This window comes from Flavobacterium undicola (assembly GCF_009909155.2).
GTDB lineage: Bacteria > Bacteroidota > Bacteroidia > Flavobacteriales > Flavobacteriaceae > Flavobacterium > Flavobacterium undicola.
In genome coordinates this window covers 63,543-79,984 of the sequence record NZ_JAAAPM020000007.1, presented here as the reverse complement: position 1 = coordinate 79,984, position 16,442 = coordinate 63,543, and the positions used below count along the sequence as shown (strand labels likewise).

The following is a 16,442-nucleotide window of genomic DNA, read 5'->3' as shown; positions in this document are numbered from 1 at the left end:
ACAGGTCTGTGTCCCAAAAAAAAACTGCATAAATTAACTCCCAAATAACTAAGTATTAGCTATAAACAAATTTGAAAACAGTACCTTTGCAGCGAAATTAAAAATAAAATGTCTAAAGCAATTACGGAGAAAACCAGTTTACATCCAAGAAACCAACATCGATTACGCTATGATTTTGACTTGCTAATCGAAAATTGTCCTGAATTAAAACCATTTGTTTTCATTAACGAACACCAAATAGAAAGCATCGATTTCAGTAATCCTCAAGCGGTAAAAACCTTGAACAAGGCATTATTAATTAGCTATTACGACATTCAAAACTGGGATATCCCTCAAGATTACCTTTGCCCACCTATTCCAGGCAGAGCCGATTACATCCATTATATCGCCGATTTATTGGCTGAAAGCAACAACGGCATTATTCCAACAGGAACCGAAGTCGAAGGACTTGACGTTGGAGTTGGAGCCAATTGCATCTATCCTATCATTGGAAATGTGGTTTACAACTGGAGTTTTGTGGGTACTGATATTGACGAAAAAGCCCTAAACAATTGCAGCAAAATAATCGAAGCCAATCCAAAATTGATTGATGTAATTAGTTTGCAACAACAATTAGAGCCTCGATTTGTATTTAAAAATATCATCACCCCCGAAGATAAATTTGCCTTCACGATTTGCAATCCTCCTTTTCATAAATCAGCCGAAGAAGCCAGCAAAGGCAGCCTTCGAAAAGTAAATAATCTAGAAAACAAAAAATCAACCAAAGCGGTTTTAAATTTTGGTGGTCAAAACAGCGAATTGTGGTGCGAAGGCGGAGAACTCGGTTTCATCACCCAAATGATTTACGAAAGTGCCCGTTACCCAATGCAATGCTTGTGGTTTACCAGTTTGGTTTCTAAACAATCGCATCTGGGTAGTCTTTATAAAACTTTAAATAAGGTCAACGCTGCACAAATAAAAACCATCGATATGGCACAAGGACAAAAAATCAGCCGCATCCTTGCCTGGACTTTCCTTACCGAAACCCAACAAAAAAACTGGAAATTCGAAACAGAAAAGCCTGTTTTTTAATTAAAAATTTTCTTACTTCATTTGTATAAAAACTATATATTAGCGAAACAAAATAAACCTTTTCTTTCACAACTAAAATATAGTCATAACAAATGGAAACAGATATCAAATTGAAGTTGGAACAATTACATCAAAGAGTTGATTCCTTAAAAGAGTAGATTAATACTGAAGAAGCTACAAAAAATGCATTTGTAATGCCTTTTATTCAGATTTTAGGGTATGACATTTTTAATCCAACGGAAGTAATTCCTGAATTCATATGTGACATTGGAACTAAAAAAGGTGAAAAAATAGATTATGTAATTAAAAAAGATGGAGAACCAATTTTAATTATTGAATGCAAACACTGGAAAGAAAAGGTAGATGCACATAATTCTCAACTTCATAGATATTATCACGTTTCTAAGTCTAGATTTGGTGTTTTAACGAACGGACATACTTATAACTTTTTTGCTGACTTAGAAAAGCCTAATATAATGGATGAAAAACCATTCTTTACTTTGGACTTATCAAATCTAAAAGATTCTAGTTTAAAAATATTAGAAAAATTTTCAAAAAACGGATATAATTTAGAAGGTATTTTAGATTCAGCAGAAGCTTTAAAATATATAAAAGCTATTCGAAACGAATTTGAAAATGAGCTTAAACATCCTTCTGATGAAATGGTAAAACTTTTAGTTAGCAGATTTTTTGACAAACCATTAACAGCCACAAGAATGGCTACTTTCAAAGAATACACTAAAAAGGCATTTTCAAATTCAATAAATGAATCAATAAATTTTAGATTAAAAAACGCTTTAAATATTGGTGAAAATATTCCAACAAAAATAATTGAGCAAATAACTCCTATAGATGAAAATGCAGAAACACCGAAATTCATAACTACAGAAGAAGAAATTGAGGGTTCTCAAATAATAAAAGCCATTTTAAGAGAAATTCTACCTGCATCAAGAATTGCTTTTAGAGATACTCAATCCTATTTTGGAATTTTATTAGATGATAATAATCGTAAACCAATTTGTAGACTACATTTTAATTCATCAAATAAATACATTGAACTTTTCAATAATGGAAAAGATAATGGAGAAAAAAAGCTTCTAAATTCACTTGAAGAAATTTATAATTATAAAACAGAATTGTTAACAACAATAAAAAATTACGAGTAATAAATCACCCTCTTTAAAATTATATTTTATTAAAAACACTATCTCAAAATCTGACACTTTGAGATAGTGTTTTTCAGTTTTTAAAATCGTTAGCCCGGAAATTCTTTCTGTACCCTTAAAAATTATCTTTTAAAATTTTCAAAATAAATAGCCTAGCAGAAAAACTAGTCGTTTTATTATTCATAAACCGCTTTTCATTAAATTTGTATAAATTCTTTTCTTATGAGCACAATTGAATTAAAAAATTTATTGATTTCTAAAATTGCTGGAATTGATGATGAAGTTTTTTTATCAGCAATAAACACTATTTTGGATAGTAAATCAAAAAGTGTCGAAAGCAACAATCCTGATTTGCAAAAAATAATAATGCTTACGGAACAACAAAAAAAAGAAATTCAAAATTCTCAAAAAGAATATTCTGAAGGAAATTATTTTGATAATGATTCCGTAAATAAAGAAATGGAAAAATGGCTGCGAGAAGAATAGTTTAGGCAGCATCTTTGCCTACAACGATTAACATTTTAACCTGATTATCGAATTCCAATTATTCCAATACTTTTAAAATTTCACCATAACTTGCTCTAAAGTTGTATGTTTTAGTTATTCTTAGAAACTCAAAATAAAAACCTTAAACCTATTAAACCACACAATTAAAAACCAAACCTTTTTATGCCCTTTTTTTATAAAACCAAACCAAATCAGCTGAAGATTGTTTCTTTTATAGCTGTTCAAATCCTTTTTACACATTTTTGTGAAGCACAAAACAACAGCAATTCAAATACACAAGACCTGAAATTATGGTACAACAAACCTTCTGAAAAGTGGGTGGAAGCATTACCGGTAGGAAACGGAAAAATTGGAGCTATGGTATTTGGCGGCGTTGAAGAAGAACTGTTACAACTTAACGAAAGTACTTTATGGAGCGGTGGTCCGGTAAAAACAAATGTCAATCCGGAATCAAAAAACTATTTGCCAAAAATAAGGGAAGCCTTGTTACAAGAGGAAGATTATACCAAAGCCAATCAATTGACCAGAAAAATGCAAGGCTTGTATTCACAGTCGTATTTGCCTTTAGGCGATATCCTTATCAAACAGGATTTTAATAATGCGAAGCCAACGGCTTACTATCGCGATTTGGATATTCAGAATGCGGTGGCAACCACAAAATTTACGATTAATGGTGTCGAATATACCCGGAAAATTTTCACTTCTGCACCGGATAATGTCATGTTGGTTCGAATTTCTTCAAACCAAAAAGGAGCACTTACTTTTGATGTTTCTTCTAAAAGCCAATTAAAATACAGTCCGTCAACCCAAGGGAACAATGAACTTATTATTAGTGGAAAAGCACCTGTGAATGTAAATCCGTCCTATTATAATCCAAAAGGAAAAGAACCTATTACCTACGAAGATCCGACAGGATGCGATGGTATGCGCTACCAATATCGCATTAAAGCCGTTAACAAAGACGGAAGTGTTACGACAACTAATTCGGGAATTAAAATTAAAAATGCTAGCGAAGTGGTACTTTACATTGCTGCAGCAACCAGCTTTAACGGATTTGATAAATGTCCCGATAAAAATGGAAAAGATGAAAATAAAATTGCCTCAGATCGAATCAATAAAGCAATTAAAAAAACATACACTCAGTTGTACAGCAAACACATTGCTGATTATAAGCATTATTTTGACCGGGTTTCCTTTGCCGTAAAAGATACGGTGAACAATCCTATTAAAACAAAATTACCTTCTAACGAACGATTGAAAGCCTATTCAAATGGCGCTTATGATCCTGAAATAGAAACTTTATATTTTCAGTACGGAAGATACCTACTGATTTCCTCTTCTCGTCCAGGTGGACCTCCGGCTAATTTACAAGGAATTTGGAACAAAGAACTTCGCGCACCATGGAGTTCTAATTACACCATCAACATCAATACCCAGATGAATTATTGGCCAGCAGAAGTGACTAATCTTTCTGAAATGCACCAGCCTCTTTTAGACTGGATTCAAAGCTTGGCTAAAACCGGAAAAGTTACTGCACGCGAATTTTATAACGCCAATGGCTGGGTAGCACACCATAATTCGGATCTTTGGGCATTGAGTAATCCTGTGGGCGATAAAGGCGAAGGTGATCCGGTTTGGGCAAACTGGTGGATGGGTGGAAACTGGCTCACACAACATCTTTATGAGCATTACCGTTTTACAGGAGATAAAAAATTCCTGGCCGATAAAGCCTATCCGGTTATGAAAGATGCCGCGCTATTTTCTTTAGACTGGTTAGTAGAAGACAAAAACGGCTATTTGGTTACTGCTCCCTCTACTTCTCCTGAAAATAAATTTAAAGACAGTAAAGGAAAAGAACAATCTGTATCTGTTGCTACCACGATGGACATGTCGATTATTAGAGATTTATTCGATAATTTAATTGAAGCCTCTGAAACATTAAATACAGACAAAGCTTTTAGAGACATTTTAATTGCCAAAAGAAGTAAATTCTATCCATTACAAATTGGAAAAAATGGAACATTGATGGAATGGTACAAGGATTTTGAAGAAACAGATATCCACCACCGTCATGCCTCTCACCTATTTGGTTTGCATCCCGGAAGAGAAATAACTCCTTTGACTACTGACTTTTTTAATGCTGCCAAAAAATCACTTGAAGTTCGCGGAGACGAAGGAACGGGATGGAGCAAAGGATGGAAAATTAACTGGTGGGCAAGATTACAAGACGGCGATCATGCCTATTCTTTGATAAGACAATTATTAAATTACGTTGATTCGTCTAAAACAAATTATGGAGCTGGAGGTACGTATCCTAACTTTTTTGATGCACATCCTCCATTCCAAATTGACGGAAATTTTGCGGGTACCGCTGGTATGGCTGAAATGCTTTTGCAAAGTCAATCCAATTACATTCAATTATTGCCTGCCTTACCTAAAGCCTGGAGCGAAGGTCACGTAAAAGGACTTATTGCCAGAGGTGGATTTGAAATAGATATGAATTGGAACAAACAACAGCTGAATACTGCATCCATAAAATCATTAAATGGTGCCGAATGTATCATTATTACCAAAGTTCCAGTGAAAATCAAAAATTCCGATATTGTTTCACAGAAAACGGCCAATGGTTACCAAATTTCATTTAAAACAACCAAAGGTAAAACCTATCAAATAATCAAATTATAACCGAAACGTTCAACGTTTCAAAACTTTTACACAGTCATTTTATTTTTTAATAAGGCGACTGTGTTTTTTTATTCCCAAACAAAACACAACAATTCTTTAGCTTTTCCTTTAGATTGAATTGGCGATAAACTTTGTAACTTTGCAACTTCCAACTTTGCAACAGAAAAACAAATGAATTTCCAAGTCGTATCTGATTACCAATCCAATAGCATAGATTTATAATCCATTTCCAACGAGCTGTTAAAAACAATTTTATTTAAAAATCCTATGAATCCCAAAATAGATCAATTTTTAAGCAAAGCAAAAAAGTGGCAAGATGAAATGACACTCTTGAGAGAAATGGCACTGGAATGCAACTTGACTGAAGAGTTCAAATGGATGCATCCTTGCTACACTCTGGATAATGCTAACATTGTATTAATCCACGGTTTCAAAGACTACTGTGCCTTACTTTTCTTCAAAGGTGTATTAATGAAAGACGAAAAAGGAATCCTCATTCAGCAAACCGAAAATGTTCAGGACAGACGCCAACTCAGGTTTAAAAGTGTGGAGGATATTGAAAAATTAGAGTCGGTAATTAAAGACTACATCAACGAAGCCATTACCATAGAAAAAGCAGGACTGAAAGTCGTGATGAAAACCACCGCCGAATTCAATATGCCCGAAGAATTCAAAACCGTTTTAGATGATATGCCCGAATTGAACAAAGCTTTCTATTCGCTGACACCAGGGCGTCAAAAAGCCTATTTGTTATATTTTTCTGCTGCCAAGCAAGCCAAAACCCGTGAAGCCCGAATCGAAAAATATATAGACAAAATTCTTGACGGAAAAGGCTTGGATGATTGAGAAAATATTATTCTTCACGTATACACCTCAAACTTTACGGTAGAGACTTTTTATTTTAATCATTTTAAACACCCGATAGCTTTTAGTAAGCTGTCGGGTTGGGCTTTTTAATTCCTCAAAAACATCCGAAAAACCATCCGAAAAACCATCCGAAAAACCATCTTAAAACAATTTCCCTTTTGAATTCCTTCGTTACTTTGCAATTCTGAAAATGATTAAATAAAATTCCGTTCAACACAGGTTTGATTGTTCATGCTGCGGCTTAGCTATTGTGTTCCGTTATTCCTGAATCCTTGTTAATATCATTGAATTTTTTTTCCCAGATTTGTTTTCCTTAGTTGATTCCACCTTAAAAGAATTATCGTCAATTATTTCTGCAACAAAAGATAATTTCCCTGGTAGTTCATGACCTTCTAAATTCATGATAAAATCAATACTGATAGGCTTTGCTGTAATATCGATAACATAAGTAATCGTTGCTTTTTTACCTTCTATATAATAATCTTTACCGCCCACCATAGCGTTATCACCATTTTTCATCGATGCAGTTCCATCTTTTTCAAAAATAATATATCCGATTTCACCTTTGTCATCGATACCTTTCCATTTTCCAATGAAATTATATTCTTCAATATTTTTATTCTGAGAAAAAGATAAAATGATAAAACAAATTAAAAGCAATAAAATTCTTTTCATAGTTCGATTTTTACAATTACACACAACCCCTATATACATATGCGAAACAAACTTTCGCAAAGTATACCAAATTAGGTATATAGGTGAAAGTTTGTTACTATTGTATCTTTTCAAAGATATTGTTTTTTTTCTTACAAATCTTCAAAAGGACTTTTAATTTCCTGAATACTTTTCGTATTAACATGCGTGGATATCTCAGTAGTTTACAGCTATTATGTCCCAATCACTTTTGTATATATCGCAAACCCCGATAGCTCAGATTTTCACTCCGTGTCCATAACGATTGGCTTTTTAATCTGCTTCGCAAAGTCTTCAATTTTACGATAGTAACTTTCGGTTTTTAACCGATTTTTCTATAACACCCGACGGCTTTCTAAAAGCCGTCGGGTGCAAATTGACATAGCTACACAATTCCCCTTTTCTCATCAAGATTTCATCTTTTAAAAAAAGGAAACTATCTCTATTTTCTTTAAAAAAACAATTAATTTTTATTCCCAATTTTAAAACTGTTGATGTATTCAATTGGTTTTTTACCATCATAATACATATTATCTATAAACTCCTTGGTGGGAGCTCTATAGCCATCTGTTACTGGAATATCGGTGTTACTTAAAAATCCTTCATCCAACAATAATTTAGCAGCCATCTTCCAAATTTCGGGTTTATAAACTTCTCTAATTTTAGAATCATACCATTCTGCCGGCTTTGATTCTGCAATTTGTCCCCAACGTCTCATCTGTGTTAAAAACCAAATTCCATCTGAATAATAAGGATAGGTTGCATTGTATCTAAAAAAAACATTGAAATCCGGTAAAGACCTGATATCCCCTTTTTCAAACTCAAATGTTCCCAACATCGAATTATCAATTACCCTTTTTTCGCCATCAACATAAGCCGATTTAGATAATATTCGGGTGGCTTCTTTTCTGTTTTCAGGATCATCTAGCCATTTTCCGGCTTTAATTAATGCCTTTGTAATAGCAATTGCCGTATTTGGATTTTTCTGAACAAACGCTCGGGTCATCACAAATACTTTTTCAGGATGATTTTTCCAAATATCCTTACTAGCAATAATAGGCACTCCTATACCCTGATCTACCGCTTGCTGGTTCCAGGGCTCTCCTACACAATAGCCGGTAATCAGTCCTGACTGAAGGGAACTCGGCATTTGTGGTGGGGCAATCACAGACAACATCACTTGTCCACTAGTTGCTCCTTGTCCATTAACACTATTATAAAAACCAGGATTTATTCCTCCCGCAGCCAACCAATAGCGCAACTGATAATTATGACCGGAATAAGGGGAAACAATTCCCATTGTAAAAGGATAATTGAATTTCTTATACAAACTAATAGCTGGCAACAAAGCACTGGCAGGTATTGGATGCACTGGCACTCCATATTCACGCGGCAAATAAGCCACAATTTTATTCCAAACATCAAAAGAAACCGTAATTGCATTTCCATTTAAATCCATAGAAAATGGAGTCACTAATTCGGCTTGTCTTCCACAACCAATTGCTGCTGCTATAGGCTGCCCTGCCAACATTTGGGCTCCATCGATTTGGCTGTCAACAACCTTATCAAAAATATCCCTCCAGTTGGCTTGCACTTCCAAGGTCACATTTAAACCCTCATCTTCAAAAAAGCCTTTATGTTTGGCAATGGCCAGCGGTGCCATATCCGTCAATTTTATAAAGCCTAAAGTAACATCGGTTTTTTCTAAATTTAATTTTTTTGTCTTTGGAGGATAGGTCTCCTGATTAATTAAAATTGCATTAGTTTTTTGGGGGCTTTTAAAACTTAAAACAGAGATTGATAATAGCACTACTAATGATAATCTAAGTATTATTTTTTTCATATTACAATTTTTGAATTATTATTCGTCCAAAATTAAGTATCCATACGTAGTTAAAATATGCGAAAAAACAACTTAACTTATGTTTTATATTTTTTTGAAACAGACGAGAAATGAGTATATCTGAGGCCTTGGAAAGGAACTAAATTGAAACAGTAATCTTTTAGCAGCAATCTCAAAGAACTCCTGAAAGTTTTAAGTTTTTCTAAACTTTTTTTTCTTGAATTCCTTTGTACCTTTGCGACTCAGCAATATAAACCCATGAATTTCCAAGTCGTATCCGATTACCAACCTAAGGGAGACCAGCCTCAGGCTATTGAAAAATTAACGCAAGGCATTATTGATGGTGATAAATTCCAAACACTGTTAGGTGTTACTGGTTCTGGAAAAACGTTTACGGTGGCCAATGTAATTCAGGAAGTGCAAAGACCTACTTTGGTTTTAGCACACAACAAAACCTTGGCAGCTCAATTATACTCAGAGTTCAAACAGTTTTTCCCTAATAATGCGGTGGAATATTTCGTTTCTTATTACGATTATTACCAGCCTGAAGCTTTTATGCCTGTAACAGGGGTTTTCATCGAAAAAGATTTATCTATCAACGAAGAGCTCGAGAAGATGCGTTTAAGCACTACTTCTTCGCTGCTTTCGGGACGAAGAGACATTCTGGTGGTAGCTTCGGTTTCTTGCTTGTACGGTATTGGAAATCCTGTGGAATTTCAAAAAAACGTCATTGAAATACAACGAGAACAAGAAATCTCCAGAACCAAATTACTTCACAGTTTAGTACAAAGTTTATATTCCAGAACCGAAGCTGATTTTACTCCTGGAAATTTCAGAATTAAAGGCGACACGGTGGAAATTTACCCAAGTTATGCCGACGATGCTTACCGAATTCACTTTTTTGGTGACGAAATCGAAGAAATTGAAAGCTTTGATGTAAAAACTTCTCAAGTCATTGAAAGATTCGAAAAACTGACTATTTATCCCGCTAACATGTTTGTGACTTCGCCTGATGTACTGCAAGGTGCTATTTGGGAAATCCAGCAGGATTTAGTCAAACAAGTCGATTATTTTAAAGAAATCGGCAAACATCTTGAAGCCAAAAGACTGGAAGAAAGAACCAATTTCGACTTAGAAATGATTCGGGAATTGGGTTATTGTTCTGGGATCGAAAATTATTCTCGTTATCTTGATGGACGATTGGCAGGAACGAGACCATTCTGTTTGTTGGATTATTTTCCAAAAGATTATTTGATGGTCGTTGACGAAAGTCACGTAACGCTTTCTCAGGTTCACGCTATGTACGGAGGCGATAGAAGCCGAAAAGAAAATTTGGTAGAATACGGATTTAGACTTCCCGCAGCGATGGACAATCGTCCGTTGAAATTTGACGAATTTGAAGCCATGCAAAATCAGGTAATTTATGTGTCAGCAACACCTGCCGATTACGAATTACAAAAAACTGAAGGCGTTGTGGTCGAACAAGTGATTCGTCCAACGGGATTATTGGATCCTATTATCGAAATTCGTCCAAGTTTGAATCAAATTGATGATTTGATAGAAGAAATTCAGCAACGTTGTGAATTAGACGAACGCGTTTTGGTCACTACTTTGACCAAAAGAATGGCAGAAGAATTAGCGAAATATTTAACTAAAGTAAGTATTCGTTGTCGTTACATTCATTCGGATGTAGATACCTTGGAACGAATCGAAATTATGCAAGATTTGCGAAAAGGAATCTTTGATGTTTTGATTGGAGTGAACTTATTGCGTGAAGGATTGGATTTACCCGAAGTTTCGCTTGTGGCTATTTTAGATGCAGATAAAGAAGGGTTCTTGCGTTCACATCGTTCGTTGACACAAACTATTGGTCGTGCTGCGAGAAACCTGAACGGTAAAGCGATTATGTATGCAGACAAAATCACGGCCAGTATGCAAAAAACAATTGACGAAACCAATTATCGCAGAACAAAACAGATTAATTTCAACACCGCTAATAACGTTGTTCCGCAGGCATTGAATAAGAAAATTGATAGTGCTTTTACCAAAAATCCTTTGGTAGAATATGAACTGGGACATACTTTGAATACTGCCGCAGAACCTATAAACGAATACTTATCGAAAGATGAAGTGGAGAAACGCATTCGCGAGAAGCGTAAATCAATGGAAAAAGCCGCTAAAGATTTGGACTTTATGCAAGCAGCAAAATTACGTGATGAAATTAAAAAACTACAGGAACAGCTCGCTTAATAATCTGTTGCTTCATTAAAAATATCCCATAAAACGTCATCTGAAATTGATGAGTTAGGTGCGTTTTTCACCTTTTTTATTAAATATTTGACAGCGTCTGTATCTAATCCCATGCTAATTGCGATATGAACAATTAAATCCGGATCTTGTTTGTATAAAACACCATCGTTCTGAAAAAACACAACCAACTGATAAAATTGCTTGATTCGATTCAATTTCATATTATCAGGTAGTGCTGGCATTTCCTGACTCAATAAATCAATGAATCCTCCCTTTCCAAAATTCAATTCATTGGCAATTAGAAATAAAAAATCATAGCCTTTTTTACTCAATTGACCATCAACTGTTGCAAAGGCAATCATCTCCAAAAGCAATTTTTTCTTCTCTTCACAAGTATCCATATCGTCAATAATTTTAGCTAAAATATCATTTTTTATGATAATAACCCAAAGAAAAAGGAACAATCAAACAATTTAATCGGAAAATCATATTTTTTTTCCAACATAAAAAAGCAAAAAATAGCATAAAAATAACTTTTGGGAATATAAATACTTAGAACCGAAAACCACTTTTTACATAAACCGCTTTTATCGATATCCTTTTTTATGATATCTGCAAAATGAGATAAAAAAAATCAGAAAATCAAAATTCTTCATCTACACTAAATAATATTCGTTTTTATAGCTTAATTTTATCATAAAACGCGACTATTATGGAATTGATAATTAGAGAATACGAGCTACAATTAAAGCACACTTTTACAATCTCTAGAGAGTCAATTGATATTCAGCCTTCTTTAATTGTACAATTAAAAAGTGGTGGATTCTCTGGATATGGCGAAGCAACTTCAAATCCTTATTACAATATTAGTGTGCCAATGATGAAACAGGATTTAGAAGCCATACAAACGCTTATCGAATCCACTGTTGACGAAACTCCTGAAGAATTTTGGGCAAAAGTACATCCTTACTTAAAGCATGATATGTTTGCACTTTGTGCGTTGGACATGGCTTACACGGATTTGTACGCCCGAAAAAAAGGTAAAAAGCTACATGAACTTTGGGATTACAACATCGAAAGAAATCCTTTAACCAATTATACCATCGGAATTGATTCTATCGATAAAATGGTGGCTAAAATGAAAGAATTGCCATGGCCTATCTATAAAATAAAATTAGGAACCAGCGAAGATATTGCCATTGTAAAAGCTTTAAGAGAACATACCGATGCGATTTTTAGAATTGATGCCAATTGTGGTTGGGAAATTGAAGAAACCCTAAATAATGCCATCGAATTAAAAAAACTAGGTGTCGAATTTCTGGAGCAACCGCTAAAAGCGGACGACTGGAAAGGACACGAAATTGTTTACAAACACTCTGTTTTACCTATCATTGCTGACGAAAGCTGTATCATTGAACAAGATGTTGCTAAATGTTACAATCATTTTCATGGTATAAATATCAAATTGGTGAAATGTGGAGGTTTGACTCCTGCCCGAAGAATGATTCAACAAGCCAAAAAACTGGGATTAAAAACCATGGTGGGTTGCATGACGGAATCTTCTGTCGGAATTTCAGCTATTGCACATCTGTTACCACAATTGGATTATGTTGACATGGATGGTGCCTTACTTTTATCCGAAGATATTGCCAGCGGAGTACAAATTAAAGATGGGAAAATTGGCTATTCAGCATTGAATGGAACTGGAGTTATTTTAAAATAACAGTTAATGAAAGTAACTAAATTCCCTGATCGGGTCTTAAAAATCGACGGAGGCAACTATTTATATTTTGGCGGGACAGCTTATTTAGGCCTACCGCCAAATAAAAAATTTCAAAAAATACTCTTTAAAAATATTACCCGCTGGGGAACGGCTTATGGCAGTTCCAGAAATGCGAATATCAAACTGACTGCTTACGAAAAAGGAGAAACTTTTTTAGCAAAATTCATTCAAGCCGAAGCTGCTCTTACTGTTTCTTCTGGTATGTTAGCCGGAAAATTAGTTCTTGAAACTTTAAAGTCAGAAACAGCGGTTTTCTATCATTTTCCAGACAATCATGTTGCTATTAGCAACGGTGATAGTATTCCGTTTTTTATAAACGAGGAATTAAATCCGCGTTTATTAAATAACAAACCAGAAAAAATTACAATCCTAACCGATGCTGTTGCGACTAATACCGTAACTGCTGTTTCACTTTCTGTTTTAGAACAAATTCCCAATCACAAAGAAATTACTTTAGTTATTGACGAATCGCATTCGCTAGGAATTTTAGGCACTGATGGAAATGGTGTTTTTTCGACGATAAATCAACCTAACATTAAACGAAAAATCATGGTTTCTTCTTTAGGAAAAGCCATGGGATTATCAGGAGGTGTGATTGCCGGCGACATTGATTTCATCAATAAAATCAAGGCAAATGACACTTTTGTTTCGAGTGCCGGGATGAATCCCGCTTTTGTAAAAACCCTAGCTGATGCCGAAAAGATTTATTGGAAGCAAAACAAAAAATTGAGAAAAAATTTGGCTTATATTCATTCGAAATTGATTCCCAATACTAACATTCTGTTTGATAAAAACTACCCCGTTATTTATCCCCGAATCGAAAACATCAATACTATTTTAGCGTCGAATAAGATCATTATCACCAATTTTAAATACACTTCAGAAACGGATTATTTGAATCGAATCATCATCACAGCCAATCACAAGAAGAAGGATTTGGACAAAATAATTGAAATCCTCAATCGATGCGATTAGCTAATGCCAGAATAACGTACCTTTGTAAAAAATACAAAAATGACAAACAACGATATCTTTAAAAAATTACGCGTGGCTTTAATGCTTCGTGATGACCAAATAGTAGAAATATTGGAATTAGTAGATTTCAGAATTTCAAAATCAGAATTAGGGGCTTTTTTCCGTGATGAAAAACATCCTAATTATGTAGAATGTGGTGACCAGGTTTTACGTAATTTTTTAAATGCTTTGGTTATTCATTTGCGTGGGACTAAAGAAAATCCTAAAAACCCAAATGATGTTTTAGCAAAACACAAAGCAGAGATTCCGAAAAAAGACAGTACCAAAGAACGTTCTGAATTTAAAGCCGCTGCTAAAGATGAAGAAAAAGGAAGAGGAGATCAAAAACCTTCAAAATCGGGTACTACTGCAAAAAAACCTTTTAAGAAAAGTAATTCAAAAACAGCTCCTAAAATTCAGGTTGTCGAAAAAGTAAAGTTCAATAACGGTAAAGGAAAAAAATCTTAAGTTTAAACTAAAATTTTATTTTCTTTACAATCATAAAAACAAAATCCCAATCTCGTCTTAAAACGAAATCGGGATTTTTTTTGTTTAAATTACTTTAGACTATTTAGTAAACTTAATCAGAAAAACAAGTCCTTTTCCAACTTTCAATTCTTCAGCTAATAGCTTTTGATAGTTTAAGGTGTTTTTAATATAATAATTCAAATCCTCGTTAGTAGTATCAGTGCTCATCACCACAATTTCATGATTCTCATTGATTGCAATTCTTACTTTTACCACAACGTCCTGGTCTAATCCTCCTAAATTAGGATATGTGTTCAATAACTTAGTCAATTCTCTATAAGTCTCATCAAAATTTTTTGCTGTATTTGGAGACTTATCCGCAGCAAAAGCTGTACTCATAAATAAAGTAACGATAACAGATAAAAATAATTTTTTCATGATTTCTTTGTTTTTAAATTACAGGTCAAAATTACCACCGATTTCCAACATAAAAATCACAAAAACAATTACTTAACCTAAACATAAAAGACTCCGTTTTATAACTTTTACGAAGTGTAAAAACTATCTGTACTAAAAATAAAAGCTTTATAAAAAAGAATGATTAAAATTCCATTAATCTCACAAAAAAGGGTAAATCATCAAAAAAACGCATCGATTATCCAGATAATATTAAATTAATATAAAGATTGATAATCAAGAGGAATGGGCTGTAAACAAAAAATTCTGTTCGCCGCGGCGAACAGAATTTTGATATATAACTAAATTTCTTAATTAAGAAACTACAGAAAGAGCAGCTTGTACTTGGTCAGCAGCTTCTTGAAACTGAACAGCAGATAAAATTGGCATACCTGAATTATCAATTAATTCTTTTGCAATTTCAGCATTTGTACCTTGCAAACGAACAATGATAGGCACTTTAATAGCGTCTCCCATGTTTTTGTAAGCATCAACAACACCTTGAGCAACACGGTCACAACGAACGATTCCTCCAAAAATGTTAATCAAAATAGCTTTTACGTTTGGATCTTTCAAGATAATACGGAAAGCAGTTTCCACACGTTTAGCATCAGCAGTTCCTCCTACGTCAAGGAAGTTAGCTGGTTCAAAACCTGCATATTTAATTAAATCCATAGTTGCCATTGCAAGACCTGCACCGTTTACCATACAACCTACAGTACCGTCAAGATCCACATAGTTCAATCCTACTTCTTTAGCTTCAACTTCGATTGGATTTTCTTCAAGAATATCACGCATCTCAGCATATGCTTTTTGTCTGTATAAAGCGTTATCGTCAATATTTACTTTAGCATCAACAGCTAAAATTTTATTATCAGATGTTTTTAAAACTGGGTTGATTTCAAACATAGAAGCATCAGAACCAATATAAGCTTTGTATAATGCATCGATGAATTTCACCATTTCTTTAAAAGCATTTCCTGAAAGACCTAAGTTAAAAGCAATTCTTCTTGCTTGAAAACCTTGTAATCCTACATTAGGATCAATTTCTTCAGTAAAAATTAAATGAGGTGTGTGCTCAGCCACTTCTTCAATATCCATCCCACCTTCAGTAGAATACATAATCATGTTGCGACCTGTTCCTCTGTTTAATAAAACAGAAACATAAAACTCAGAAGTTTCAGATTCACCAGGATAGTAAACATCTTCAGCAATTAAAACTTTGTGTACTTTTTTTCCCTCAGCAGATGTTTGAGGAGTCACTAATTGCATTCCGATAATTTCGCTTGCAATTCCTTCCACTTTGTCAATTCCTTTAGCAAGTTTAACCCCGCCTCCTTTACCACGTCCACCTGCGTGAACTTGTGCTTTTACAACATACCAACTTGTTCCAGTTTCGGTAGTTAATTGTTTTGCAGCAGCAACAGCTTCAACCGCATTATTAGCAACGATTCCGCGTTGAACGCGTACTCCGTAGCTAGCTAAAATCTCTTTTCCTTGATATTCGTGTATGTTCATAATATAGATTTTATCTGAATCTGATTTTATTTCAGAAAATAAGTCCGACAAAAGTAGCAAAAACGAACTTACAATCAACAATCTTTTTAGTGATTTAAAATATCTTATAAATAAAGTTAAA

Annotated in this window: 14 protein-coding genes; 9 read left to right on the top strand and 5 right to left on the bottom strand. The window is 34.2% G+C overall.

Annotation, left to right across the window (positions count from 1 at the left end; all coding sequences use genetic code 11):
- The first annotated feature begins 108 nt into the window (after positions 1–108).
- From rlmF to GTZ96_RS05945, 5 genes are all read left to right on the top strand, one after another.
- On the top strand, positions 109–1,071 hold the full coding sequence (gene rlmF / locus GTZ96_RS05965) for a 23S rRNA (adenine(1618)-N(6))-methyltransferase RlmF (protein WP_161641870.1): 963 nt from the start codon (positions 109–111) through the stop codon (positions 1,069–1,071).
- Between the two features lie 158 nt (positions 1,072–1,229).
- The gene (locus GTZ96_RS05960) at positions 1,230–2,237 is read left to right on the top strand and encodes a type I restriction endonuclease (RefSeq protein WP_317168880.1); all 1,008 of its coding nucleotides are present in this window, start codon (positions 1,230–1,232) and stop codon (positions 2,235–2,237) included.
- 222 nt (positions 2,238–2,459) lie between these two features.
- Positions 2,460–2,723: a hypothetical protein gene (locus GTZ96_RS05955; RefSeq protein ID WP_161641868.1), complete on the top strand. Its 264-nt coding sequence runs from the start codon at positions 2,460–2,462 to the stop codon at positions 2,721–2,723.
- A gap of 183 nt (positions 2,724–2,906) precedes the next feature.
- Entirely contained in the window at positions 2,907–5,429 is a 2,523-nt protein-coding gene (locus tag GTZ96_RS05950) for a glycoside hydrolase family 95 protein (RefSeq protein WP_161641866.1), read from the top strand.
- Between the two features lie 267 nt (positions 5,430–5,696).
- The gene (locus GTZ96_RS05945) at positions 5,697–6,275 is read left to right on the top strand and encodes a YdeI/OmpD-associated family protein (RefSeq protein WP_161641864.1); all 579 of its coding nucleotides are present in this window, start codon (positions 5,697–5,699) and stop codon (positions 6,273–6,275) included.
- A gap of 279 nt (positions 6,276–6,554) precedes the next feature.
- On the opposite strand, the gene GTZ96_RS05940 is transcribed toward GTZ96_RS05945, so the two are convergent.
- Complete coding sequence (locus tag GTZ96_RS05940) at positions 6,555–6,971, bottom strand: hypothetical protein (RefSeq protein ID WP_161641862.1); 417 nt, start codon at positions 6,969–6,971, stop codon at positions 6,555–6,557.
- A gap of 481 nt (positions 6,972–7,452) precedes the next feature.
- Positions 7,453–8,832, bottom strand: coding sequence for a CmpA/NrtA family ABC transporter substrate-binding protein (locus tag GTZ96_RS05935; protein WP_161641859.1), 1,380 nt, complete (start codon positions 8,830–8,832; stop codon positions 7,453–7,455).
- 258 nt (positions 8,833–9,090) lie between these two features.
- Between GTZ96_RS05935 and uvrB the strand changes: the two genes are divergently transcribed.
- Complete coding sequence (gene uvrB, locus GTZ96_RS05930; RefSeq protein WP_161641857.1) at positions 9,091–11,082, top strand: excinuclease ABC subunit UvrB; 1,992 nt, start codon at positions 9,091–9,093, stop codon at positions 11,080–11,082.
- On the opposite strand, the gene GTZ96_RS05925 is transcribed toward uvrB, so the two are convergent.
- Positions 11,079–11,483 (bottom strand): excinuclease ABC subunit B, encoded by a 405-nt coding sequence (locus GTZ96_RS05925; RefSeq protein WP_161641991.1) that lies wholly within the window; start codon positions 11,481–11,483, stop codon positions 11,079–11,081. The two genes, uvrB and GTZ96_RS05925, sit on opposite strands and share 4 nt — an antisense overlap.
- 311 nt (positions 11,484–11,794) lie before the next feature.
- On the opposite strand from GTZ96_RS05925, the gene GTZ96_RS05920 reads away from it, so the two are divergent.
- The 3 genes from GTZ96_RS05920 to GTZ96_RS05910 are packed head-to-tail and all read left to right on the top strand — an operon-like array spanning position 11,795 to position 14,347.
- Positions 11,795–12,805 (top strand): dipeptide epimerase, encoded by a 1,011-nt coding sequence (locus GTZ96_RS05920; RefSeq protein ID WP_161641855.1) that lies wholly within the window; start codon positions 11,795–11,797, stop codon positions 12,803–12,805.
- A 6-nt stretch (positions 12,806–12,811) separates the two neighbouring features.
- Positions 12,812–13,840, top strand: a complete 1,029-nt coding sequence (locus tag GTZ96_RS05915) for an aminotransferase class I/II-fold pyridoxal phosphate-dependent enzyme (protein ID WP_161641853.1) — start codon at positions 12,812–12,814, stop codon at positions 13,838–13,840.
- 39 nt (positions 13,841–13,879) lie between these two features.
- Entirely contained in the window at positions 13,880–14,347 is a 468-nt protein-coding gene (locus GTZ96_RS05910) for a DUF1456 family protein (RefSeq protein WP_161641852.1), read from the top strand.
- 99 nt (positions 14,348–14,446) lie between these two features.
- Here the strand turns inward: GTZ96_RS05910 and GTZ96_RS05905 are convergent, their stop codons facing one another.
- Together GTZ96_RS05905 and sucC are read right to left on the bottom strand one after the other, a co-directional pair.
- Positions 14,447–14,785 (bottom strand): hypothetical protein, encoded by a 339-nt coding sequence (locus GTZ96_RS05905; protein ID WP_161641849.1) that lies wholly within the window; start codon positions 14,783–14,785, stop codon positions 14,447–14,449.
- 333 nt (positions 14,786–15,118) lie between these two features.
- Positions 15,119–16,321, bottom strand: coding sequence for an ADP-forming succinate--CoA ligase subunit beta (gene sucC, locus GTZ96_RS05900; RefSeq protein ID WP_161641989.1), 1,203 nt, complete (start codon positions 16,319–16,321; stop codon positions 15,119–15,121).
- Positions 16,322–16,442 lie beyond the last annotated feature (121 nt).